General features: G+C 43.5%; 22 protein-coding genes. 11 read left to right on the forward strand and 11 right to left on the reverse strand.

The annotated features are described in order from the left end of the window. Positions 1-55 precede the first annotated feature (55 nt). The gene (locus tag ACHZBG_RS00970) at positions 56-1069 is read right to left on the reverse strand and encodes a substrate-binding domain-containing protein (RefSeq protein ID WP_320127565.1); all 1014 of its coding nucleotides are present in this window, start codon (positions 1067-1069) and stop codon (positions 56-58) included. 233 nt (positions 1070-1302) lie between these two features. Between ACHZBG_RS00970 and ACHZBG_RS00975 the strand changes: the two genes are divergently transcribed. From ACHZBG_RS00975 to ACHZBG_RS01005, 7 genes are all read left to right on the forward strand, one after another. Then, entirely contained in the window at positions 1303-2340 is a 1038-nt protein-coding gene (locus ACHZBG_RS00975; RefSeq protein WP_320127566.1) for a LacI family DNA-binding transcriptional regulator, read from the forward strand. A 308-nt stretch (positions 2341-2648) separates the two neighbouring features. Beyond that, positions 2649-3569 carry an N-acetylmuramic acid 6-phosphate etherase gene (gene murQ / locus ACHZBG_RS00980; protein WP_320127567.1) on the forward strand — a complete coding sequence of 307 codons (921 nt, stop codon included), beginning with the start codon at positions 2649-2651 and terminating at the stop codon, positions 3567-3569. 45 nt (positions 3570-3614) lie between these two features. Next, the gene (locus tag ACHZBG_RS00985) at positions 3615-4919 is read left to right on the forward strand and encodes an extracellular solute-binding protein (protein ID WP_320127568.1); all 1305 of its coding nucleotides are present in this window, start codon (positions 3615-3617) and stop codon (positions 4917-4919) included. A 62-nt stretch (positions 4920-4981) separates the two neighbouring features. Next, positions 4982-5887 carry a sugar ABC transporter permease gene (locus ACHZBG_RS00990; RefSeq protein WP_320127569.1) on the forward strand — a complete coding sequence of 302 codons (906 nt, stop codon included), beginning with the start codon at positions 4982-4984 and terminating at the stop codon, positions 5885-5887. Between the two features lie 11 nt (positions 5888-5898). Next, entirely contained in the window at positions 5899-6747 is an 849-nt protein-coding gene (locus ACHZBG_RS00995; protein WP_320127570.1) for a carbohydrate ABC transporter permease, read from the forward strand. Beyond that, positions 6744-7346 (forward strand): HAD-IA family hydrolase, encoded by a 603-nt coding sequence (locus ACHZBG_RS01000; protein ID WP_320127571.1) that lies wholly within the window; start codon positions 6744-6746, stop codon positions 7344-7346. Before ACHZBG_RS00995 ends, ACHZBG_RS01000 begins: the two co-directional genes overlap by 4 nt. 201 nt (positions 7347-7547) lie before the next feature. Next, on the forward strand, positions 7548-8588 hold the full coding sequence (locus tag ACHZBG_RS01005; RefSeq protein ID WP_320127572.1) for a serine hydrolase: 1041 nt from the start codon (positions 7548-7550) through the stop codon (positions 8586-8588). A 58-nt stretch (positions 8589-8646) separates the two neighbouring features. Here ACHZBG_RS01005 and ACHZBG_RS01010 read toward each other — a convergent pair whose 3' ends face one another. Next, on the reverse strand, positions 8647-8841 hold the full coding sequence (locus ACHZBG_RS01010) for a hypothetical protein (RefSeq protein ID WP_320127573.1): 195 nt from the start codon (positions 8839-8841) through the stop codon (positions 8647-8649). 313 nt (positions 8842-9154) lie between these two features. On the opposite strand from ACHZBG_RS01010, the gene ACHZBG_RS01015 reads away from it, so the two are divergent. Then, complete coding sequence (locus tag ACHZBG_RS01015) at positions 9155-9787, forward strand: hypothetical protein (RefSeq protein WP_320127574.1); 633 nt, start codon at positions 9155-9157, stop codon at positions 9785-9787. Positions 9788-9789: 2 nt separating this feature from the next. Then, positions 9790-10665 (forward strand): nucleotidyl transferase AbiEii/AbiGii toxin family protein, encoded by an 876-nt coding sequence (locus ACHZBG_RS01020; RefSeq protein ID WP_320127575.1) that lies wholly within the window; start codon positions 9790-9792, stop codon positions 10663-10665. 35 nt (positions 10666-10700) lie between these two features. On the opposite strand, the gene ACHZBG_RS01025 is transcribed toward ACHZBG_RS01020, so the two are convergent. From ACHZBG_RS01025 to ACHZBG_RS01060, 8 genes are all read right to left on the reverse strand, one after another. After that, positions 10701-10898, reverse strand: a complete 198-nt coding sequence (locus ACHZBG_RS01025) for a hypothetical protein (protein ID WP_320127576.1) — start codon at positions 10896-10898, stop codon at positions 10701-10703. 308 nt (positions 10899-11206) lie between these two features. Beyond that, on the reverse strand, positions 11207-12076 hold the full coding sequence (locus ACHZBG_RS01030; RefSeq protein ID WP_320127577.1) for a carbohydrate ABC transporter permease: 870 nt from the start codon (positions 12074-12076) through the stop codon (positions 11207-11209). A 1-nt stretch (position 12077) separates the two neighbouring features. After that, positions 12078-13013 carry an ABC transporter permease subunit gene (locus ACHZBG_RS01035; protein ID WP_320127578.1) on the reverse strand — a complete coding sequence of 312 codons (936 nt, stop codon included), beginning with the start codon at positions 13011-13013 and terminating at the stop codon, positions 12078-12080. Positions 13014-13103: 90 nt separating this feature from the next. Then, complete coding sequence (locus ACHZBG_RS01040) at positions 13104-14651, reverse strand: extracellular solute-binding protein (RefSeq protein WP_320127579.1); 1548 nt, start codon at positions 14649-14651, stop codon at positions 13104-13106. A 291-nt stretch (positions 14652-14942) separates the two neighbouring features. After that, the gene (locus tag ACHZBG_RS01045) at positions 14943-15419 is read right to left on the reverse strand and encodes a GNAT family N-acetyltransferase (protein WP_320127580.1); all 477 of its coding nucleotides are present in this window, start codon (positions 15417-15419) and stop codon (positions 14943-14945) included. Positions 15420-15427: 8 nt separating this feature from the next. Beyond that, a complete protein-coding gene (nagZ, locus tag ACHZBG_RS01050) occupies positions 15428-16957 on the reverse strand; it encodes a beta-N-acetylhexosaminidase (RefSeq protein WP_320127581.1) in 1530 nt (509 codons plus the stop codon). A gap of 12 nt (positions 16958-16969) precedes the next feature. After that, positions 16970-18091 (reverse strand): DUF1343 domain-containing protein, encoded by a 1122-nt coding sequence (locus tag ACHZBG_RS01055; RefSeq protein WP_320127582.1) that lies wholly within the window; start codon positions 18089-18091, stop codon positions 16970-16972. A gap of 55 nt (positions 18092-18146) precedes the next feature. After that, positions 18147-19013, reverse strand: coding sequence for a MurR/RpiR family transcriptional regulator (locus ACHZBG_RS01060; protein ID WP_394699289.1), 867 nt, complete (start codon positions 19011-19013; stop codon positions 18147-18149). A gap of 90 nt (positions 19014-19103) precedes the next feature. On the opposite strand from ACHZBG_RS01060, the gene ACHZBG_RS01065 reads away from it, so the two are divergent. Together ACHZBG_RS01065 and ACHZBG_RS01070 are read left to right on the forward strand one after the other, a co-directional pair. After that, entirely contained in the window at positions 19104-20018 is a 915-nt protein-coding gene (locus ACHZBG_RS01065; RefSeq protein WP_320127584.1) for a BadF/BadG/BcrA/BcrD ATPase family protein, read from the forward strand. A 29-nt stretch (positions 20019-20047) separates the two neighbouring features. Next, positions 20048-20464, forward strand: coding sequence for a GtrA family protein (locus ACHZBG_RS01070; protein WP_320127585.1), 417 nt, complete (start codon positions 20048-20050; stop codon positions 20462-20464). A gap of 4 nt (positions 20465-20468) precedes the next feature. On the opposite strand, the gene ACHZBG_RS01075 is transcribed toward ACHZBG_RS01070, so the two are convergent. Next, positions 20469-23612, reverse strand: a complete 3144-nt coding sequence (locus ACHZBG_RS01075) for a glycoside hydrolase family 2 TIM barrel-domain containing protein (RefSeq protein WP_320127586.1) — start codon at positions 23610-23612, stop codon at positions 20469-20471.

Raw genomic sequence — 23612 nt, forward strand, 5'->3', positions numbered from 1 at the left:
AAGTGCCCGGGGAACAAATCCTCCCCAAGGCACTTTGCCAATGTACTGCTATTACCTAGAGACTGTAACGGGTCTTATACATGTCGCTTTGCATATACTTCTTGTAATTGGTCTTGTCGATCATCTCGGTAGGGATCTTGTAACTCTTCTCAAGTTTCTCACCCTGCATCACTTTGTAACCAAGATCAACTGCATCACGGACCATGGAGGGAGAGAAGGTATAGGTCATGAAATCCACACCTTTCAATCCTGAATTCTCAAACAAATCCATGAACCCCTTACCGGCGGATACACCATTGATGAGACGGATATCAATCTTTGCTGAACCATGATAATTTTTCAGTGCTTCCACGATACCAAAGACAATCTCGTCATCATGGGTCCAGATTGCCTTGATGGATTCAATTTCCTCGGGACTCTTCGTATTAAGGAAACTTTCCATTTGTTCCATTGCCGTTTGCTGACTCCAGTTTGTCACAAAGGATTGGACAAGATTGAAATTCTTGCTGGCCGTGGAAAGGAATCCATTTGTTCGTTCCATGGGAACAGTCGAGCTATCACCTTTGAATTCCAGGTAATTTACTTTGCCTTTTGCAAGATCTGCCTTGAAATATTCGTTGAAATATTTTCCGGCGCCCTCACCTATTGCTACGTTATCACCAGAAATCTCGGCTGTAGGGGTAAGTCCGTCAATGAAACGGTCATACACTATCAAAGGTACTCCAGCCTCCATCACTGATTGTGCTGCACTACGCAGTTCATCACCAGTTACCGGCCAAAGAATCATTACTGTCGGTTTCATGCCGAGAATTGTCTCTACTGCATTACTCTGTTCTCCTGATTCTGCAGCGGTCATGAAACGATAATCAAATCCATGCTCTGCTGCCAAAGCCTTCACTTGTGCTTCGCAATGCTGGATCGATTCAGCGGTGAACCCATGATCAGCACTGGGAGTCACTACTCCCATGAGTTGTTTCTTTTCCACTGTTCCCTTTTCACTGGCTCCTGAAGCAAAAACCAAGCTGGTCGCAAAGAGCGCAATAACAAGAACTAATACTGCCTTTTTCATTCAAACCTCCTGACAGGTCCTCTTTTTTAAGGTACCTGCTTTTTTGCAGTATAAATCTTTCAGAAAAACTGTCAACTTTTTTCGTAATATTTCATGTTATTCCTAACATTTTCCCAGAATAGACAAGAAACAACTAGCATTTTCCATTATTCCTGAAAATATTTCATATTTTTTTCAAATATTCTTGAAAAAGAGAACTGTTAGATTTATTCTCTGTGTCAAGGAGAATTCCGATGGGCAAGGAAGCAAATAAAATAACATATTCAAGGATAGCCGAGGTCTCGGGCATTTCCATGGCAACCATTTCACGGATCATGAATAATTCTTCCAATGTGAAGGAAGAAACCCGAAATGCAGTCATCGCTTCCATGAAGCAACTAGGCTATGACACCTCGCATCTTGAGGCAATAGCGGCTAAATCAAATGACCTCATTATCTTTAACATACCTTCCCTGGACAATCCCTTCTATAGTTTGATCATCCAAGGCGCAAAAGCCTCAGCCGCACGCAATGGCTATAATATGTTGCTTAACCAAGATCCAATAGATGACCGTTCCATCGATACATTCCTGGCCTTGCTCAAGAAAACCAATGCAGCGGGCCTTATCACGACCAACTGCATATCACGCCAGAATCTTGTGAAACTTAATGCCAGCATTCCACTTGTTCAGTGCTGCGAGTGTGACAGTACCCTGGACATACCCTTTGTCACCATCGATGACGTATCGGCATCACGCAATGCCGTGGAATATATCTTATCCTTGGGAAAGAAGCGAATTGCCTTTATAAATGGTCCACTCCAATATAAATATGCCAGAGATAGACTGAAAGGCTATCTGCAAGCCCTTGAAGATGCCAGTATCCCTTGCGATCCGGACATGATCATACAATTGCAGGAAATCAACTATGATATGGCTGTTTCTGCCGTCTTTCAATTGCTGAACTCCGAAAAAAGACCCGATGCTTTCTTTGCAAGCAGCGATGTCTATGCGGCGGCGGCCATCAAGGCGACAAGACGTACTAATTTGAAGGTTCCCCAGGATATCGCCATAGTAGGGTTTGATAACATTGAGCTCTCTTCAATGTGCACGCCCTCCATCACCACGGTAAACCAACCAAAATTTCAATTGGGATTACTCAGTTGTGAGATGTTGATCAAAAGAATCAGCAAGGAACAGATTCCCATCAGCAACATGTATATGGATACAGAACTCATCGTCAGGGAAACTACTCAAAAAAGATCCCCTTTCAGCAGGTTCCCGTTGCAATGACATCAGCCATCTGATCTACATCTAAAGCAAGAGGTATTGCATATCCCTTGGTCTGTTTTTTTGTTCACATCAATGATATCGACTGAGGTCTACACGATAACTTACATAATCCTGGGTTATTTTACCCAAACCCCTCAACCTCTATCCCTTCACCACGCGAACTAGTATATATCTGGAAAAAATTCAACTATGTTGGTCGTATATAGTAATGTCGGTAATTTTATTTAAAAATAATTTTTATTATATTTTATAAAACAATGAAAATTTTTATTGTTTTGTTACTCAAACCATTTTACACTGATTGAGTAATGTATAAACAATTATTAGATACTGAAAAAAGAAATCCCTTGTCCTATCGCATTGATTCCAAAAGCACAGGGGAAATATTGTCAATAATCAACAACGAAGACCAGAAAGTCCCGTTTGTCGTACAAACAGCCATTCCCCAGATAACAACGGTCGTAGAAGATGTGGTAGCCTCATTCAATAACAATGGCAGGCTGTTTTATATCGGGGCAGGAACCAGCGGAAGACTGGGAGTATTGGATGCCTCTGAATGTCCACCAACCTATGGGGTATCCCCATCAATGGTCCAAGGGATTATTGCTGGAGGACAAGAAGCACTCACAACTTCAGTAGAATGGGCTGAAGACGATGGACAAGCAGGAGTTGAATCCTTGAGAACTGTCAATTTTTCAAAAAATGATGTCCTTATCGGTATCACCGCAAGTGGAGGCGCCGCCTTTGTGATTGAAGCACTGAAATATGCAAGGTCACTTGGAGCAAAAGTAGGAGCTATTAGTTGCAATAAGGATTCTTCTGTTTTTGAAATCATTGATGAGGATCACAGGATATTCATTCCAGTAGGACCTGAGATTATCACTGGTTCAACCAGGATGAAATCAGGTACAGCCCAGAAACTTGTTCTCAATATGATAACGACAACGGCGATGATCAGAATCGGGAAAGTATTCAACAACCTTATGGTGGATTTACGCCCCGTAAATGAAAAATTAATACTGAGGGCACAACGATTGATCCAGGAAATAACGGATTGCGACGAAAAGGCCTCCATTGAATTGTTCAATCAGTCTGGTTGCAATACAAAACTTGCAATAACCATGGGATTATTCAATGCGAACAAAAAAGAAGCGGAAGAGATGCTGGAAAAGGCGAAAGGAAGTATTTCGAGGATTATGGAGCAGAAGAACTCTATCAGTATAGTTTGAATTATTACTCCTGCTTGCAGGAATATTAAAAAAAGAGGTAAACAAATGAAAAATCTAGGACTGGGGCTATTGTTGTTGGCTGTACTTTTATCACCGGTATTTGCTCAGGGAACTACAGAGAAAACTGTTGACTTGACAGAACCCGTAACGTTAACGCTCTGGACGCATGAAGATGCTAACCGGGCCGTATTGGAGAAAGGGCTGATCGAAGAATTCACCAAACAGAACCCCAATGTTTCGGTAGATTACCAAACATATCCTTCAGGAAAAATGAGTGAATTGCTGACTGTTGCCTTTAGTGCAAACCAAGGCCCTGATATTTTCAACCAGAGTCAGTCAGTTATCAGGAGATTTGTAGTTGAAGGACGTACCAGTACTCTCAATCCTACTTGGATTGGTGCAAAAACCACAAAGGAAGTGATAGACCGGTATATTCCAGGTGCTTTAGAAGCCGTTATGCTCGATGAAGGGGTTCACGGACTTCCCCTTGAATACACAAACTTGTGCTTGTTCATAAACAAACAGATTTTTCGCGAAGCAGGTTTGGATCCTGAAAAGGGTTATCCAAAAACCTGGGAGGAAGTCATGTCCTTAAGTGAAAAGCTTGTTCAACGGAATGGTGAAATCATCACACGGAGGGGCTTTGATTTCCGCTATCCTTCCTATACCCAGCAATTCTTGCCAATGGTTGAACAATTAGGTGGAAAACTCATCAGTGATGATGGTAAAAAAGCCGTCATCGGAGATGAAGCTTGGATTCAATTCTTTGACTATATGAAAGAATGGGGACCTAAAGGTAAAAATCTTGGAGGACCTACCTACACTGCCGCCAGAAAGGCTTTTGACTTGAACGACAACCAGATTGCCATGAGTGAGAGCGGACTCTATCAAGAAGCAAGGATAAAAGCTGCCAATCCTGAATTTTATGATAGTGGCGATTGGATGGTCGTCCCTTACCCACAATGGGAAAATGCAATCCAACACGTTTCAGGAAAAGTAAGTTGCCATTACTACCTTGTCAATGGCCAAAGTTCAGAAGCAAAGCAAATCTGGTCGTGGAAACTGATTGATTTCATGCTGAGCCATGGTGAAGAATATCTCACCCAAGTCAATCTTGTCCAACCGACATACAAATTATTTGAAAGTAAAGCTTTCAAGGAAACCCCTTTCTCTGCAGTGTTTGAAGATGACATGAATCACGCCAACCTGGTATTTTACGCAGAAAACAGCGGTGCCATCAATGATAAATTCAAAGCTGCTGTCGAGAGCTCAATGCTCCAGGGAAAAGATTCAAAAGAAGTTCTTGATTCTTTCAGGGCATCTGTCCAAGACATACTGAACGAACAGTAGAATCATCCTTTATGTGGTTTCTTCAAATGAGGAAACCACATAATGAACCAAGGAGTTTTACCATGAAAGCCACTTATCTTGGAATAGAAAAGAAAAAAGCCCGTTGGGGATGGGTATTCGTTACACCTGCAGTTCTTCTTTTCCTCTTGTTTTCGTTCTATCCAATGCTCAACGCCTTATTCAATACATTTTTCAATATGAAATTACTGTCATTGAAAGCTCCAAAGTTTGTAGGTTTGAAAAATTACACCTATATCTTACATTCAAAAGATTTTTGGAACTCTGCAAAAGCTACACTCATTTTCACCTTTGGGGCCTTTGTTCCTTTAACCATTTTTTCAATGATTCTCGCCCTTGCGGTTACCTCAAGGAAAAAATCTGGGCGAACTATCCAATTGATTCTCTATTCCCCTGCCATTCTTTCCTCGGTTGTGGCAGCATTGATATGGATTCTGATATTTGACCCAAGAGGTTTAGGAAATACAGTAGTCAATTTCACTTTGGGAAGCCCTGGAATCGATCATCAGTGGTTGACGGATCCTGTCATGCTCAGGCTCTGCACCAGTACTATTTATGTTTGGAAATATGTCGGATACTTTACTATCATATTCGTGACAGGAATCGCCAAGGTCCCTACATCCGTGATAGAAGCGGCAACTATCGACGGGGCTAGAAAACATCAGATAATTCATAGGATAATATTTCCATTGATAAAACCAACAACTGTGATGGTCTCAATCGTTGCAATGCTCAGTTGCTTGAAATCATTTTCAACCCAGTACCTATTCACACAGAGAGGTGCTCCCCTGGAGCCTATCAATGTCATTACCCTCAATATCTATAATACGGCAATGCGTGATTTAAATATCAGCAGGGCTTGTGTTATGAGTGTTCTCTTATTCTTGATAATGATGGGACTCACCCTCATTCGTTTGAAATCTTCCGAAAAAGATTCAGTATCCTACTAGGGGGCCAACAATTGAATATCGTAAAAGAAAACTTAGCTGGACGTCTGGTCGTGAATATATTTCTCATACTTTGTTGCTTAGCCATACTGATGCCCATTGCCTTTATGTTTACGGCGTCGCTTATGAGTTCATCAGAAATATTCACAATGCCTTATAGATGGATACCCAAAAAAATACATGCAATCAATTACTTCAATGCCATTTCCGGGAATGATCGTTCTTTCATGTTCATTCGCAACGTTATCAATTCACTGATAGTTGCCCTCAGCACGACTATTCTTTCGGTAATTGTAAGTGCCTTTGCTGGATATGGGTTATCCAAATTCCAATTCAAGGGGAAAACAACGGTATTCATGATGATCATGGGAAGAATGATGATTCCTTTTGAAGCCATTATGATTCCCATGTATATCACCGCAGTGAAACTTGGAATGCAAAATACATATTCCGGCTTGGTCCTTCCTTTCTTGCTGAATGCATTTGGAGTTTTTCAGATGAGACAATATCTGATGTCTTTTCCTGATGACTTATTGGATGCCGGTCGCATCGACGGACTGGGAGAAATGGGAATTTTCTGGAAACTTGTTTTCGGAAACAGTACCCCTGCCATTGCGACATGTGCAATCCTATGTTTCAAAGGACAGTGGGACAATCTCCTTTGGCCGCTCCTTATTGCCCAGAAGGAGACCATGAAGACCATTCCAACCTACATAGTTAAATTTACTGAAGAAAAAACTTCTGATGAAGGAGCCATGATGGCAGTAGCTGTCATAGCTTGTATACCAATCATAATTCTCTTCATAACCATGTCAAAGTATTTTCTTGGTGGAAGCTCTATGTATAGTGCAGGGAAAGAATGAATATGAAATTATGTATTTTTGACATGGGGGGAGTAATAATAAGGAACTTCCATATTGCTCCGAAGCTTCTTCCCTTTCTAGGCCTTGAAACCAAGACACTACAAGAATATGACCCAAGACTCGGAGCTTCTCTAGCGCTTCATAGCGAAGGCAAAATCACTGAGGATGAATTTTGGAATTATTATCGTGAAATCACAAATAAGAAAATTCCACAACAACAAGGGTCACTTTTGGGAAGATTTTTCACTCCAACATTAGATCGACCAACGGTTACTTTGGTAGAAAAGCTTAAAAAAAAGAACTTCAGGGTTGTTTGTGGCACAAACGTTATAGATGCCCATTTCAAGATCCACCAGCAACTCCACCAATATGATATTTTTGATAAGGTATATCCCTCCCATATTTTGGGGATTGCAAAACCCAAATTAGAATTTTTTCATGCAATATGCGAGGCAGAACAAGTCAATCCGGAGGAAGCTTTCTTCACAGATGATATGCAGGCAAATGTGGATGCTTCCATACAAGCCGGTTTGAAGGGGTATTTATATGTAGATGCAGAAACTCTGGAATGCCAATTAAAAGAATTTAAGTTACTATGAAATGTTCTTTGATTCACCGAAAAATCCCTTTGGAGCATCCTTTTGAAGCCGCTTTTCAAACGGTAGATTTTGTAGACGATTTAGCATTTATGCTTGAAGCAGGTATAAACAGACTGGAAACAATTTGTGCAATTTGAATTATCATGGAGCAGCACTTGAAATCCTTGACTGTGCCTTGGAGGCCATCGGTAATGAAATATTATGGACATTGACGCTTTAAATCTCTACCTTCAGAAAATTCTGAACCAAGCTTCTCCTTGCATCAGCACTGTGGTACTCAGCAGTTCGTCAGTGCTATATCAAGAAAACCTCGGATACAGGCAACTCTTTCCTCAGGTACTTCCTCTCACCAAGAATACTCAATTTGATCTTGCTTCCTTGACTAAGGTTGTCGGTACTTTAATGGCAACTCTTCGAATAATGGAGAAAAAAGAGATATCCTTGGATATGAACCTTGGTTTTCTTCTTCCTTATGCTGGCAATTTCAGAGAAACGACCATTGGTCAAATTTTGACACATACTGGCGGATTTATTTCTGAAATGCGTTTGGAAAAATATCTGAAAGACCCTGATGAGGCACAACCATTCATTTTACGTCAGCCGATTCAATATAAGCCTGGTACGAGAGTAGAGTATAGTTGCTTTGGATATATAATCCTTGCCAAAATTCTGGAGAGAGTAACAGGCATTTCGTTTGAAGAGCTAGTCAAACAAGAAGTCCTGGCCCCTTTGGGAATGAAAGCCTCTGGTTTCAATCCTTTATTGAAATTTCCTGCTGCTCAGTATGCAGCAACAGAAAAACTTGAAGATACAGAAAGAATCCTTTGTGGAACCGTACATGATGAGAACAGCAGATTCTTGGGTGGAGTTGCAGGTAATGCAGGATTGTTTTCAACTTCAGAAGACCTTACCCGATTTTGCAGGTTATTTCTCTGTAATGGGCAAAGCGAGCAAGGAACTTTTCTTGGCCCTGAAACAATGAATCTGTTATTCAAACTCCAAACAGGCAATTGTGAAGGTGAAAAAAGAACTCTTGGTTTTAAAATCGGAGATGCTCAACTTTTTGGAACAGTGGCTAGTGCACAAACCATAGGACACACTGGATTTACCGGTACTTCAATTGCCATTGACCCTTTACGCGACAAAGCAGCCATTTTACTTTGCAATAGGATACATCCATCAAGGAATAATAAAGCGTTGCTAGGAATGAGACGGGAATTTCACAATTTGGTATTTCAATGATTTCCCCTCTATGAAACCCAAATCATTCAAGTAGACAGATTCCTGGAATTCCTTTTTACTAGCCCTTCACTGCCCCTATCATGACACCTTTCACAAAGAAACGTTGCAAGAAAGGATACAAAACAATGATAGGGAGTGTGCTCGTAATAATTACAGCACTCTTGATGGAAATTGCTATGGTCGTCTTATCCCCTGCCCCTGCGGCATCACCTACCATACTGGTTCCATTTACGATATTTTTCAAGAAAAGCATGACCGGGAATTGGGTACCCTTGAGGTAAATTAATCAATCATTCCTGAAAAACACCGCGGTATAGAGTCCGGTAGTCAAGGCTGTGATGGCCGCTAAATAGATGCTTGAATCTCCAGATACCAAAGCTTTGCGTTATCGGCAGAATAAAACATTTTACCCACCGTTCTCACCAATTGCTCGCTCTTCTTCTGCATAGAGTTTATGGAAAAAGGTATGAATTATCGCAAGCAGATACATCGAAACTTCTGTATTATGAAAGTATCTATAATAATTGACATATAATAAAAACTTTCATATTATGTAAGTATCTATTATGAACAGATTAACCAAGGCCTTGCTACAGACAACAGAAAATTCTTTCATCACTGAATTGGAAATCAAACAGACGGTACCTGAGGATTCTGTCCGATTTGGATTGCTACACCGGGCAATTCGAGATGGTGATATTATTAGGATCCGAAGGGGATTCTACGGCTTTGCCCCGTATTTACAGAAAAAACCCATCCCCCAGTTTGCCATTAGCCATTTCATCTATCGCTATAGCTACATCAGTTTGGAATCTGCGCTGGCTAACCATGGATGGATTCCTGAGGCAATTGGAGTCTACAGTAGCGTTACTATGAATAATAATGCATGGTTCAATACACCCATCGGAATCTATGCCTATGATAGGGTAAAGCAGAACCGATTCTATTTTGGACTGGAACGCCATTGTGAAAATGGATATTACTGGTTACAGGCGACGCCTCTGAAGGCCCTTGCAGACTATGTGTACGTACATAAACGGGATTGGATTAACAGTGGACCTTTGATTGAATCATTGAGAATTGAACCGGAATACCTTGAAGAATTGACTGCGAATGATTTCGAGGAACTGGAAGGCAATTATGTCTCAGACCGGGTAAATGCATTTTTGCAGGGACTGCGAAAAGAATTGGAGGTATGAGTATGAAAATGGAAACCCTCATGGTTAAAGACCGCTTGGAAGAAATGACAGCGGGAAATAAGAATCAAGAATTCTTTGCACTCCGGCAAATTACCCAGGAGTTAATCCTGTATCATCTGTCCCAGACTGATTTCTTCGAAAAGGCTGCTTTCATGGGAGGTACGTGCCTGCGACTTTTCCACAATCTAGACAGGTTCTCCGAAGATATGGATTTCTCACTCTTACAACCGGATCCAGCATTCACCTGGAACCGTTATCTATCTTCTTTATGTGATGTGCTCTCCCAGTTTGGCTATCAAGCGGTGCTGAAAGACAAGCCCATCTTGGACAAAACTGTCAAAAAGGTCTTTGTCAAAGATAACACAATAGGAAAGTTACTCCAACTCTCCTATACCAGAAATACTGACAAATCCCAGACCGTGAACATCAAATTGGAAATTGATACCAATTCTCCCCAAGGAGCTATCGTCCAAAGCACTCCCCTTTTGTTTCCAACGAGCGGAAACATCTCCACGCTTGAACTTGGCTCCCTGTTCGCTGGTAAAATCCATGCATTGCTCTGCAGAGAATATACCAAGGGCCGCGATTGGTATGATTTCCTTTGGTACACCGCGAGAATCGATGTCAAACTTAACTATGAACTGTTGCAACACAGTCTTGACCAGATGGGCCCATGGCAAGGGACAAAGCCCAGCATCGACCGTCTCTGGATTCTTAGGGAGTTGGAAAATAGAATCGACACCATTGATTGGCAAGAAGCCAAGAGGGATATCATTCGGTTTGCTCTCTCATCGTTTCAAGTTGAATCCATCAAGAAATGGGAAAACGCCACATTCAAAAGCAGACTCAGCAGGATTCCAGAAAGACAATTCCACTGAATGTTAAACGCAGGGGAATATACCTCAGGGTAGTCTCATGATTGGCAGGTATCGCCCCTACCAAAAGCCATTTCCAGGAACAGGATGGAAAACCAACTGCTTTCATATCCATGCTGGTTCTCCTTGCCCTCAAGGCCAAGGACGGCTTTTACGAAAAGGGCATTTGCGTTGAGGCCGAGCCTCCGGGAATTCTTGCACAGCATGTTACATGAGGTTTCCATCAATTTTTGCATCTTACTTGTATGCTTGCAGCACAACAAGTTGTCATCCATTTTTAACCGTTTTGTGCGTAACTCCTACTATATAGAAGTGTCAATTTGAGCTATGCATTGCCTTATGCAATCGATTAAGTTCTATGTAGATTCTTATCATAAGTAGTTTTGCCGTTATATATAAATTGATTCTTCATTCTCCTTGGCCTATCAAAGATAGTCTCCAGTTGTGACAAATAGCAGTCGGTTTGTCTATTACTGATTTGTTTTGTCCTCGACGAAAACATCAACGGATATCTGCACAATTCATCATATTGTATTGTCGTCCATCATCCCTTCACGGCCCCTATCATGACACCTTTCACAAAGAAACGTTGCAAGAAAGGATACAAAACAATGATAGGGAGTGTGCTCGTAATAATTACAGCACTCTTGATGGAAATTGCTATGGTCGTCTTATCCCCTGCCCCTGCGGCATCACCTACCATACTGGTTCCATTTACGATATTTCTCAAGAAAAGCATGACCGGGAATTGAGTACTCTTGAGGTAAATCAATCCATTGAACCAATCATTCCAGAAAAATACGGCGGTATAGAGTCCAACGGTGGCCAAGGCAGCTCCGGAAAGAGGAAGGATTATTCGCTGGAGCACCCCGAAATAATCGAGCCCGTCAATAATGGCAGCTTCTTCGAGATCCAGTGGAATGGCCTTGAAAAAATTGATCATGAGAATCAGATTGAATTGATTGATGGCAAAAGGAAGCAACATGGCCCATCGGGTATTGATAAGATGCAAGGAAGAGACAAGCAAATAATTCGGGATGAGACCACCGGAGAAGAACATGGAGAATATAACCAGTTTCATGATGACCGTATTTCCTCGAAGTCTGGATTTACTGAGTGGATAGGCAAAGAGGACCATCATGACCAGGGAAATGGCAGTTCCCGCTACGGTATAGAGAATTGTATTCCCATAGGCGTGAAAGAAATTTGGATACGAGAAAATCTGGCGATAGGATTCAAGGGTCAATCCCTTGGGAATCAGGAAAACTTCATTATTCACGATTGCCTTCGGGCTGGAGAGAGAAAGGGCAATCATATACACAAAGGGAACAAGACAAGCAAACAAAGTGAGTATCATCACAAGGTTTACCAGTAAAGTGAATACCAAATTCGAACGTGTCTTATATTCTCTCATATCAATATATTCCATCCCCGGTCAATCGCTTGCTCAGATTATTGCTACCTGCAACAAGGATGATACCGATAATACCACTGAACAGTCCTATGGCCGTGGCATACGAGTAGTTCTGGTTGGCGAGTCCTGTACGATATACCAAGGTGTCAATTATATCACTGACCATGCTGTTGTCAGGAGTATACATAAGCAAAACCTTTTCAAATCCCAAGGAAAGCAACCGCCCGATACTCAGTATCAGCATTACCATGATCGTCGGCATGATTGAAGGAATGGTAATGTACCAGACTTGTTGGATTTTTCTAGCCCCATCTATGGTTGCAGCCTCATATAAATCTGCGGGGATTCCCGTAATGGCCGCTAAATAGATGATTGCCGTCCATCCCGTATATTGCCAGGTATCGACCAAGATGTAGATTAACCTAAAATATTTACTGTCATTCATATAGTAGATTGCTTCCTGCCCGAATAGTTTTTCCCGGAGCAGATTGAAAATACCTGTCGAAGGGGAAAGCAATTCTCCGAGTATTGCTATTACCACAACCGTAGAAATGAACCGGGGCATATAGGAAACAGTCTGGACAACTTTTTTGAAAGCAAGATTATGAACCTCATTTACGAGAATTGCAAAGAGGATGGGAATCGGAAAATTCACTATCAAATTAAGAAGACTCAAGAGAAGCGTATTACGAAAAGCACGCCAAAAAGCAGGATCCTGCCAAAAGCGCTGAAAATATTTCAAGCCGACCCACTCGGTTCCGAAAGAACTCATTCCGGGACGATACCGCCTGAAGGCAAGGACATTTCCGAACATCGGTATATATTTAAAAATCAGGAAATAGGCCAGAGGTATGACCATCATGGCGTACAGTTGCCAATACCTGACAAAATATTTTCTGTTGGATAAGGTATTGGCCCCAAGTTTCTTTTGCTTCATCAAAACCTCCAACGAAACAATAATACACCCCTACCGGATAGCTGAATGCATCCGGTAGAGTGACCCAAGTGACTGGGTAATCAACATTGACTACAGATTTGTGTTATAGAGATCGTTAAACTTTTCAATTCCCAATGTTTTCATTTCCTTGACATAGGAATCCCAATCCTTGGAGAGGTCTTTGTTTCCTGTCAGGAATGCCGAATTCCATCGATCAAAGGCATCGGACAAGGGTGTCTGGAGGGTACCTGCATCCTCTGCCAACATATCATCAAACTTAGGAGTTGGGGGGATGGCTTGAATGACATCGCCGATTGCTTCAACCTCTGCATTGATCTTGGCGTAATTGGCATCATATTTTGTCATCTCCCGGGCATTCATCCAAACCAACTGGATGCCATCGCAACCACCACCATATTTTACTTGCAGGCTCTTGTAGAGCCCCTCAGAGGAATTGCGAAGTTCGTCAGAGAAGACAACCTTACCATTTTCCATGGTATACGTTACACCTTCCACTCCAAGACACCACAGCTTTGCATTATCGGCGGAATAGAACATTTCATCCACAGTTCTCACCAATTGCTCAAAATCAGCTCGTTTGGAAGTCTTGATAGGGAACATGATACCAGTGCCTGTCTTGCTCTTGGGTTGGTGATGAGCCCCGGCAGGTCCAGCCAACGCAGGATACATCTGTAATTTAAAACCAGGAATGGTACTCATAGCGGTTACGCCACCAATCTGATCATAATAGGCGTAGGAAGCCATGGATTTCCCCATTGCCAATTTTTGCGACCATTTGTCACCGTCGATGGGTGCTGCCATTTCCGGGTCAAGCAAACCTTCTGCATAGAGCTTATGGAAAAAGGTTATGTAACTTTTGTATTCATCGCTGATTGCCCCTGCGAAGAATTGTTTCTTGGTATAATCCCAACTGAGGGTATTACTTCCGCTTGAGCCATTTTTCCCCAGGGAAATACCCCAGGAAGGCATAGTCATGCGATAGAGCACCCTAGGAGCGGCAAGAATGGTCAAAGGATAGGATTCCGGATTATTCTGCTTGAAAACCTTCAGGACATTGTACAGATCATCAAAGGTCTTGGGTTGCTGAAGTCCATACTTTTCCAAAAGGTCTTGCCTGAGAATCAAGCCACCATCATAGAAGGGAACATCAAACAAGGAGGGCAAGTAATACCGTTTGCCATCCTTCAATTTCAGACTATTGACATCATCCTCAAGTCCGAATTCCTTTACCCTGGCATTGAAATTAGGTGTCCATTCAGGATAGTCACTGATAGGCACCAGAGCCCCGTTGAGGGCAAGGGCAGCATTTTCACCCTTTGTATCCTGATTCAAAATTACATCAGGGGCGTTCGTCCCTGTATTCAGGGCCAAGGAAACCTTGGTCTGGTAATCCGCAATCGGAATGGCTTCGAAGTCAACATTCGCATTGACCCGTTTCTGAGCCTCGGTTACCGTAAGCCAATCTTTTTTGAACGGCAAGGTAGCATTATCGGAATAGTACATGGAAATCTTGATCGGAGCAGTACTGCTGACCTTTGTTTCCTGAACTCCCCCGGCCGACAAGGAAACCGAAACTGATACAAGAACCAACAGTGAAACCAACAGGGTTTTCTTCATAGATCACCTCCTTCAGTATTCGAAAAACCGGACAACCGGCTTCTACGTGCAATAGGGAAATATCATGAAATCACTTTTAGAAAACAAAAGAAATAAATCAGGTAAGTACCACTATTATATGCACCGAATTTGAAACTCATCAATAATCATTTTCAGAATTTTCAATTTACGGACTGAAAATTTTTTTCATTTAGCGAAGAATTTTCCCATTTCCATCCTGGCAACATTCCATAGCAACCACCGCCAATAAATTTCATTCTCCTTGCAATATGAAATTGCTGGACATTTTCATTATTTTAATGCAAGGAAGTCTTTATAAATTCCAGGCTGGGAACCTTCGATCAACGTCGCCCCTACACATTTCTCGTAGAATTGCCAAGGGCCTACACCACCAATGATCCCATAGGCATAACCTTCTTCCTTCAAGGCATACAGGCTCCTGAGAAGCAAGGCTTTCCCGATCTGCTTGCCCTGCTCACTATCCAGCACTCTTGTCGGCCCAAAGAAGTCCGGGGCAGTGGCATCGTAGCAGGCATATCCAAGGATATCTTTTTCACGGGTCGCAAGGAACAAGGAGACTGGAGTATGGGAAAAACAGACCTCAGCTTCACCTGCCGCAAATTCGTTTGAATGGGATTTCACCCATTCCACGATATGCAGTTTATCGGGAGCCATTGCCCGTCGAATTTTGATACCTTGTGCCTCAAGGAAAATCAACAAAGGCTCAAGAGGTGGCAATTCATAGAGTTTGACCAACATATCGGGCATAGAACCTCCTAGAGGGCAACAGGGAGCTTTCCTGTGGCCTTAATCTCTTTTTTCAATAATTTTGCCAAGGCAGGGAATACCCGATGGGTATATTCATAGGCAGCCACGGTAACAACCTTCTCATCGACCAACCCAAGATCATACGGATTTCTGAGGGCAATGCAGATGACAGGAATCGGTTCTTTGGCAAGGATATTGACCAAGGCAATCTGCTTGGGGTGAATATGTCCATTGTACGTCCCTACAATCAAAGCCGAAGCATCTTTTGCCGAGGTTTTTATAATCTCTATCTCCTGACCATCAGGATCCTCAGAACAAACATAATAATCCCCGGTGAAAAATTTGGCCATTTCAAAGGGAAAGAGCGCACTTTCTGTTCCATTTGAGACCTTGGTTGCCTGAAAACATCGAGGACCAATGAAAAAGGGGGTTTTACCTAGATCAGGAAGAGGCCCACGAACCAACGTCAGGGACCTTTCACAGAGTTTTTGGGCCAATGCCTTATGTTCTTTGGACCCGACCTCAGAGAAGGATGCTTTCTTTTCCAAGGCAAGCATAACTTTGGCCTTGAGGATTTTCTTGGTTGAAGATTCAAATTCACTGGCATCCAAGTCTCCCCCCTTTAAGGCAGAAACAACCAATTCGATCGCCTGGATGGCAAGATCAACATGGTGACTTATGCAAACCAGGTCCACTCCTGCCTTCAAGGCGGCAAAAGATCCTGCAGCCGTCCCATAATAATCCTTGATCGCCTGCATCTCCATGCAATCGCTGAAAACAAGTCCCTTGAATCCCATTTCTTTTTTTAAAAGATCGGTAAGAATTGCCCGACTCATTGTGGCAGGAACTTTTTCCTTCTCAAGGGAAGGAAACAAGATATGGCTGCTCATGATACCTTGCACTCCATTGAGCACTGCCAACCTGAAGGGAGCAAGATGTTCCGCAAGGTCTTCCTTTTTTGAGGTGACCAAGGGAAGATCAAGATGAGAATCCACATGAGTATCTCCATGTCCCGGGAAATGTTTGGCCACTGCCATGATTCCCTCACCTTGCAAGGCTTCGATCATTGCCAAACCGTAGGTTGCAACGCCATCAGCTGTATCGCCATAGCTTCTCACCCCGATTACCGGATTGTCCTTGTTGCTATTCACATCCAAGGATGGCGCAAAGTCACAGGATACGCCCAACGCCTGCAATTCCTTTCCCGTTATCGAACCTGCAGAAGATACAGAGGTTTTATCCCCTGTTGCCGCAAGGGCCATGGCACCGGGAATATTGGTACAATCCTCAGACAACCGTGTTACCATTCCTCCTTCCTGATCGATGCAGATCAAAGCAGAGGTACCGCATTCCGCCTGCACCAAGGTCTGGATATCCTCACAGAGGGTCTTGAGTTGCTCCTTGCTTTCAATATTTCGTGAAAAAAGAATGCAATTCGCTATTTTATACTTTCTGACAGCCTGTCTGAAAGGCTCATCCAACGTAGTCCCGGGAAAACCACAAACAAAATGTTGCCCAATTTTTTGTGTAATATCCATATTCACTCCAATTTATCGATAAAGATGATAGTTCAGTTTTTCCTTGGCAAAGACTTGGCTCTCCTGATGCCATCTGGCCAAGACAGATTCGCAATCGTTGATGATAGTCTCAGGGAATTCAATACCCAAGAGTTTCTCCAAGGCAGGAAGAATCTTGAAATCATCAGGATACATTCTCGCTATAAGAGAAATAAGACGGATCGCTGTTTCAACCGGTCGAAAAGCCTGGGGATCGAGTACATGGGCATAGAGGCCATTGCAGAGTTCCCCCGCATATTTATCTGCGGTCGGATTGAAATAGACAGGAGTAAAGGCCACAGCATCCAGATGCAAATCATTGGAAGCCTTGCAAAGTTTTTCGGCATCAATGAAAGGGGCTCCTATCAATTCAAAGGGACAACTGGTCCCTCTTCCCTCACTTATATTGGTACCTTCAAGAAAGCACATTCCCCCATACAGCAAAGCACCTTCGAAATGGCCAATTGCAGGACTGGTCATCATCCAAGGACGGGAAAGAGCACAAAATAAACTAGAACGATCCCAGCCAACCAAGGGGATTACAGTCAAATTGCAACCATACCCCAACCTATCATTGAGAAACAGTGCCAATTCTCCAATGGTCAATCCATACCTGACGGGTAAGCTATACGGTCCTACGAAACTAAAGAAATCAGGTTGCAGGATATTTCCTTCGACCACCTCACCTCCAAGAGGATTGGGCCTGTCAAGAACTACAAGTTCTTTTTGAAACAAGGCACAGTCTTGCAGAAGATTCTTCAGAGTTGCAATGTACGTATAAAATCGCAAGCCCAGGTCCTGTATGTCAAATACAATCGTATCTACGTCCTGCACCATTTCCTTTGCAAGATGTTGGCTCTCCTTGCTATAGAGACTATGGACAGGTATGCCATCATACAATTCAAAGTGATCGGGAACATTCGCCCCTGCACTATAATTCGAACGAAAGCCATGCTCAGGTCCATAAAGAGCAACCACATGATACTGACTCTTCACTACTTCATACGACAGGGAAAAAGAAGAATTGACCGAACTGCCTGTAATTGCCAGGCCTAGGCGTTTGCCCTTGAATAACGAGGAAAAGGTTCCTATACGATCCAATCCATATTGAATCATTGCATTCACTCCTTAACAACCAGAAAAAAAATCCCAAAGTGCATATAGTTACCTATCATGATTTTTTACCGGAATTATTCGCTTCGGAGACAGCCTTCCAGGTAGTAGTGATGAACCGATCGGCGTTACTCCTGTTTACGATCAGGCTACTGTACAATATATCAACTACGACAAGTTGGTTAAGTCTCGACAAGGTTGCTCCCTGACGATACAACGCCTCACTATCCGGTACAGCCAACACTATATCGGCCAGCTTTGAAAGGGAATTTCCTCCTACCCGGGTAATGGCAATAACCGTGGAACCAGCTTTCTTTGCTTGTTGGGCTACTTGCCTCATCGTCTTGGTTTCTCCTGAATAGGAAAATACGAGACAGGTGCTTTTCGCATCCAGGGCACAGGCATTGACTATCTGCAGATCCGGTTCACTGGGAAAGCTGGAATATATTCCCAATCTACCCAATTTTTGATAAAGATCCATTGCAGCCAAGGCCGAGGCCCCAATACCTGCAAGTAAAATCTTTTCAGAATGAGACAATGCCTGAATGGCCAGATCCAGTTGTTTGGCTGCCAATACGCTTTTCAAGGAGGTAATGCTTTCGCAGACGGTGTCGACCATCATGGATGCAATGGAACCGGTCCCATCAGTTTTCGAGAGATCAAAGATATAGGGGCCCTCACTCGGAGTACTTTTCCCGTATACTTCCTTTGCCAAGGCAAGTTTCAAATCACTGTAACCATCGAATTTGAGTCGCTTGCATAGTCGCACCACGGCCGCAGTACTGCCTCCGCATTTCTGGGCCAAGGCCGTAATACTGTGCAAAACGGCCTGATCAGGGTTCTCCAAGAGATATTGGGCGACTTTTCTCTCAGAGGGAGAAAGATAAGATAGAGATTGTTTCAGTAATGTCAAGCATCCTTCCATGCCATCAAGCATACCACATTGTATAATTTTTTCATAAATTTTTAAAAAAAAATGTTGCACATATTTGGCAACTCCAACCATACTGAATCCATGAAAGGTATATATTACGGTCTCGATGGCGGTGGAACCCGTTGCCGCTTGGCAATCTGGGATGAAAACAAGCAAATGATATACAACGATGAAGGAGAAAGTTCCAACGCCTATGCTGTGGGGTTTGAACAGGCAAAAGCCAATGTAAAAAGCCTGTTGGATAAAGCTGCACAGGATCCTATTTCCAAGGATTGCAAGATACTCTCCCTCTGTTTCGGAAGTGCAGGCCTTGCCAGGGAGAACGAACGCAAACGTTGGGAAACTTTCTTTCAGACTATTTTTCAGAACCGTTTTCCCCTATTGCTGTGCAGTGATGCCGAAATAATGCTTGCCGGTTCATTGAAGGAACCGACTGGCATCGGGCTCATCGCCGGAACGGGCTCCATTTGCATAGGAAGAAACGAAGAGGGAATCACCATACGCTCTGGGGGAATGGGAACAGTTCTGGGGGATGAAGGTTCTGCTTGGTGGATAGCAAAAGAAGCCGTCAGAAGGACTCTCAAGAGCCTGGAAAACCGTGACCTTCCGACCACTCTCGGGAATCCCATAAAAGCTTTTTTCCATCTCGAGTCCATCTTCGACAGCATTACGTTTTTCAATGACAAGAACCTTCCCAAGAAAGTACTTGCTGAATTTGCCCCCTTTGTATCAGCAGCGGCGGAACAAGGGGATGCACTGGCCTTGGAAATCATTGGAGAGGCAGTCTCGGAGTTGATTGAATTGGTCGAGTCAGTTGAGTCACGTCTTGGTGAAAACTTCCTGCACCGACTTACCCTTGGGGGAGGAGTCCTTGAACATGACAAGTTCATCAGAAAACTATTCCTTGCAAAGGTACCACCTACCCTGATAGTTTGCCCGAACAGGGGCAATGCCCTCGATGGAGCAGGCATCCTGGCCTTCTCCTTGGTACACTGAAAAAAATAAAAAAGGATAGTATAGGCAAAATGGAAAAAATGAGTCGGAAACAGAACATTTCCCAATTCCTGCAATTCACGCTTTTCTCCATCAGCGCCGGAATTGTGCAGGTCCTTACCTTTACTCTGTTTGAACAACTTTTCAAGTTACCTTATTGGCCAAGTTACCTTACTGCCCTGGTTGCCAGTGTTGTATATAACTTTACGGTCAATAGGCGCTTTACGTTTAAAAGCTCGAACAATATTCCCAAGGCAATGATACAACTAGGCCTTTACTATGCAATCTTTACCCCACTTTCAACTTGGTGGGGAGATGCTTTGGTATCCCTTGGCTGGAATGATTATATTGTCCTCGGCGGTACCATGATAATCAATTTCATAACTGAATTCATGGTCAACCGCCTGATAATCTATCGAAATTCAATGAATACCAGAAAGCAAGGGTAAGGTATCATTCCATTGCAGTCAGGGTAAAGCTCATTGAATGGAAGCCAGGTCGAACCAAATACTGTTCCAAGGTATCCGGGCCGCAGGTAGCAGTCCCCACTCCCCTCACCTCAGCATCCAGATATAAAAACGATACAGTACAAACCTTCAAGGCATCAGCATGTGATTCCTCACAGAGTTGCTGAAGATCATATTGCTGGATACTGAAGGAAACAGGATGGGGAAAAATGAACCGAAGTCCTTTTGTCTGGGTGAACAAATCCAGTCGCCGGACCTCCATATGCTCCCCATAATCCTGGGGAACAATATAGGGAACATACAAATCCTTGAAAGCAGCATGAAAATCATCGATTCGTGCACCTTCTTTCCGATCAGGATAGGTTTCAAGAGGGCCTCTGCCGAACCATCCAGCTTCTTTCCAGATTTCGGGCAAGGAACAGGAAACCCCGATTCTGGGAAAATCCTTGATGACCGAATTCATATGAAAATTGAATTCCCCAGTCAGATTCTTCTCCCCAAATTTCCAGCCTTGGGAAAAAATTCCAAGCTGGCAACCAGCTATGGTCTTGACAGAATGGGTGATATGCAACGCTCCTGAAGTATCCTGAATTTGTGAAAGTTTGTCAAAGTGCAATTCATCCAGATTGTTGGTAAACCATTGATCAGAAGCCTTTGGTCCCTGCGATACACCTGAAACTTTCAATCCGTCATTCTCGGTCGGTGCACGAAAGAAAGAGGGTCGAAGAGGACTGGCAAGCAACTCTTGCTGGCCTGAAAATAGTATGGACTCGAGAAACCCCTCGGAGGAAATCTGTATCCCATAGGCTTTGGTTTGGCACGCAAAACTCCCTGAGGGTTGCATTTCGCCCTTGACGAGAATTTCGTCTATGGATAAGGCCTTTCTTTTCGAAAGTTGAATCTCTTCCCAGGCTATACGGTGACCCTTCTTAGCCCAAATGAGATCCTTGGTCAAGAAAGCTTCAAACAGGATGAAACTCTCTCCTTCTGATAGCGCAGTAAGTAAAGCTGGATCAGAAAATTCAGGAAGAACAAACTCGTATCGCCCACCGCTTTCAAGGAACGAAATTTCCACCCTGCCAGTTTTCAAACATGTTTTTTGCTCGGATAAAATTCTCCAGGAAAGAGAAATTCCTTCGAGGGAAGAAAAACTAAATTGATTTTCCAGGATAAAAACACCGCTTGTCGGGTGAGGTGAAGTAATACTGATATTCTGGAACAGCTTAAAACACTCTTGCATGGCTGGTTTTATCGACCTATCAGGGAACAACAGACCATTGAGGCAGAAATCACGATCATTCGGGGTATCGCCAAAATCGCCGCCATACCGCCACGCAGGAACCTGAGTCTTGGCAGCCTGTGCCTTTCCCCGTGGCCCTACTGGTTTTCCTTCATCATCGACGAGCACTCCTTGGTCAACCCAATCCCAGATAAATCCACCTTGGATTCCCCTGGAAGCCTTGATCGCTTTCCAGTAATCAGAAAGACTACCATTGGAATTGCCCATGGCATGGCTATATTCGCACATGATCAAGGGACGATCATCTACAGAAGCGTCAGTATTCTTGTCCCATTCCTCGATCAAGGCAATGGAAGGATACATCGGGCTTATCAGATCAGTGGAGGAACGCCCGCGGCGTAGACTCTCCAATGTATAGGCACCCTGCCCCCATTCAGGACGAACAGCTCCTTCATAATGAACGGGACGAAGCGGATCAAAACGGTGGATCCAACTTGCCATGGCATCATGATGAGGTCCATAGCCGCTTTCGTTGCCCAAAGACCAGGCAATGATGCAGGCATGGTTCTTGTCCCGCTGAACCATCCTCACACCCCGTTCAAGGAAACATGAGGCCCACCGTGAATCCCGGCAAAGCCTATCGTAGAAAGCATGGCATTCAATATTGGCTTCATCCATGACATACAAACCATAGAGGTCGCATAGTTCATACCAAGCTTCCATATTCGGATAATGGCACGTCCTCACGGCATTGAAATTGTACTGTTTCATCAAGAGAATATCGTCCACCATACCCTGCACTGAGAGCGTCTTTGCCATGCATTGGTCATGTTCGTGTCGATTCACCCCTTTTATGAGGACTCGTTTGCCATTTATCAACAAAGATCGGTCAACTACTTGCACAGACCTGAAGCCAATGCGAATCGCTCGGTATTCTTGTTCGGATTCCAGGGCAAACACTACCGTATACAAGACAGGATGCTCATGGTTCCAAAGCTGTGGCGTTTCAACCGGGATACTGATAGCCCAGGTTCCTTCTTTGTCAGGAGAACCTACATCCTGGGCGATCTTTTTCCCTTCGGGGTCAAAAAGACTGAGAGAAAGGCAATTCAACATTTCTCTTGTCTTGGGAAAAGCAACGCTCAGGCGAATATCCACGGTTCCCTGGATATGGTCCTTGGACAATCTTGCCCGGACATCCCCGTCCAACAGGGTTGTAAACGAAGTATTGTATAGGTAGACACTACGATGCAGGCCACCGAACCACCACTGGTCCTGATCCTCGACGTAACTTGCATCACTATACCTGACCACAAGCAATACCAATACATTCTCACCGTCTTTCAGTAACGAAGAAATATCAAAGGAAGATGGCAATCGGGTATCCTTGGAACTACCTGCGAACTGTCCATTTACATGTACTTCAAGATAACTCTCCGCACTCCCTACCTTAAGCACCGTTCGTCTCCCCTTCCATGCTGAATCGAGAGTAAACGTACGCCGATAAACCCCGGTAGGATTCATTTCGGGAGTCTTGGGAGGTTCCTGGGAAAAAGGCATCACGACATTGGTATAGTGCGGTTTATCAAAACCCTGGACAGACCAAGATCCGGGAACCAGTATGGAAAACCATTTTCCCAAACGCTCACTGCCAAGGACAGACTCCTCAATGGCCAGGGGACTATCGTATAGTTGAAAATCCCATGTACCGTCAAGACAACAGTAATTTGGATTTTCCTCCCAAGTACGCCCCACAGGTCCTGTTACAGCGTCAATATATGCTTTTTGGGCGGAGGCAAACGGAAGCGAAAACGCATCCATAGGCAAACGATTCATTCCGGTGATCTCGGGAAGTTCCCAAGGTCTTATTGAAGAAAAAACCTTTTTCAT

The organism is uncultured Sphaerochaeta sp. (assembly GCF_963676625.2).
In the GTDB taxonomy this organism is placed as follows: Bacteria; Spirochaetota; Spirochaetia; order Sphaerochaetales; family Sphaerochaetaceae; genus Sphaerochaeta.

What these genes read in the sequence shown, in the direction of transcription:
- ACHZBG_RS00970 (WP_320127565.1), bottom strand. Translation starts at nt 1,069, where the DNA reads ATGAAAAAGGCAGTATTAGTTCTTGTTATTGCGCTCTTTGCGACCAGC.
- ACHZBG_RS00975 (WP_320127566.1), top strand. Translation starts at nt 1,303, where the DNA reads ATGGGCAAGGAAGCAAATAAAATAACATATTCAAGGATAGCCGAGGTC.
- murQ (WP_320127567.1), top strand. Translation starts at nt 2,649, where the DNA reads ATGTATAAACAATTATTAGATACTGAAAAAAGAAATCCCTTGTCCTAT.
- ACHZBG_RS00985 (WP_320127568.1), top strand. Translation starts at nt 3,615, where the DNA reads ATGAAAAATCTAGGACTGGGGCTATTGTTGTTGGCTGTACTTTTATCA.
- ACHZBG_RS00990 (WP_320127569.1), top strand. Translation starts at nt 4,982, where the DNA reads ATGAAAGCCACTTATCTTGGAATAGAAAAGAAAAAAGCCCGTTGGGGA.
- ACHZBG_RS01000 (WP_320127571.1), top strand. Translation starts at nt 6,744, where the DNA reads ATGAATATGAAATTATGTATTTTTGACATGGGGGGAGTAATAATAAGG.
- ACHZBG_RS01005 (WP_320127572.1), top strand. Translation starts at nt 7,548, where the DNA reads ATGGACATTGACGCTTTAAATCTCTACCTTCAGAAAATTCTGAACCAA.
- ACHZBG_RS01010 (WP_320127573.1), bottom strand. Translation starts at nt 8,841, where the DNA reads ATGCTTTTCTTGAAAAATATCGTAAATGGAACCAGTATGGTAGGTGAT.
- ACHZBG_RS01015 (WP_320127574.1), top strand. Translation starts at nt 9,155, where the DNA reads ATGAACAGATTAACCAAGGCCTTGCTACAGACAACAGAAAATTCTTTC.
- ACHZBG_RS01020 (WP_320127575.1), top strand. Translation starts at nt 9,790, where the DNA reads ATGAAAATGGAAACCCTCATGGTTAAAGACCGCTTGGAAGAAATGACA.
- ACHZBG_RS01025 (WP_320127576.1), bottom strand. Translation starts at nt 10,898, where the DNA reads ATGCAAAAATTGATGGAAACCTCATGTAACATGCTGTGCAAGAATTCC.
- ACHZBG_RS01030 (WP_320127577.1), bottom strand. Translation starts at nt 12,076, where the DNA reads ATGAGAGAATATAAGACACGTTCGAATTTGGTATTCACTTTACTGGTA.
- ACHZBG_RS01035 (WP_320127578.1), bottom strand. Translation starts at nt 13,013, where the DNA reads ATGAAGCAAAAGAAACTTGGGGCCAATACCTTATCCAACAGAAAATAT.
- ACHZBG_RS01040 (WP_320127579.1), bottom strand. Translation starts at nt 14,651, where the DNA reads ATGAAGAAAACCCTGTTGGTTTCACTGTTGGTTCTTGTATCAGTTTCG.
- ACHZBG_RS01045 (WP_320127580.1), bottom strand. Translation starts at nt 15,419, where the DNA reads ATGCCCGATATGTTGGTCAAACTCTATGAATTGCCACCTCTTGAGCCT.
- nagZ (WP_320127581.1), bottom strand. Translation starts at nt 16,957, where the DNA reads ATGGATATTACACAAAAAATTGGGCAACATTTTGTTTGTGGTTTTCCC.
- ACHZBG_RS01055 (WP_320127582.1), bottom strand. Translation starts at nt 18,091, where the DNA reads ATGATTCAATATGGATTGGATCGTATAGGAACCTTTTCCTCGTTATTC.
- ACHZBG_RS01060 (WP_394699289.1), bottom strand. Translation starts at nt 19,013, where the DNA reads ATGGAAGGATGCTTGACATTACTGAAACAATCTCTATCTTATCTTTCT.
- ACHZBG_RS01065 (WP_320127584.1), top strand. Translation starts at nt 19,104, where the DNA reads ATGAAAGGTATATATTACGGTCTCGATGGCGGTGGAACCCGTTGCCGC.
- ACHZBG_RS01070 (WP_320127585.1), top strand. Translation starts at nt 20,048, where the DNA reads ATGGAAAAAATGAGTCGGAAACAGAACATTTCCCAATTCCTGCAATTC.
- ACHZBG_RS01075 (WP_320127586.1), bottom strand. Translation starts at nt 23,612, where the DNA reads ATGAAAAAGGTTTTTTCTTCAATAAGACCTTGGGAACTTCCCGAGATC.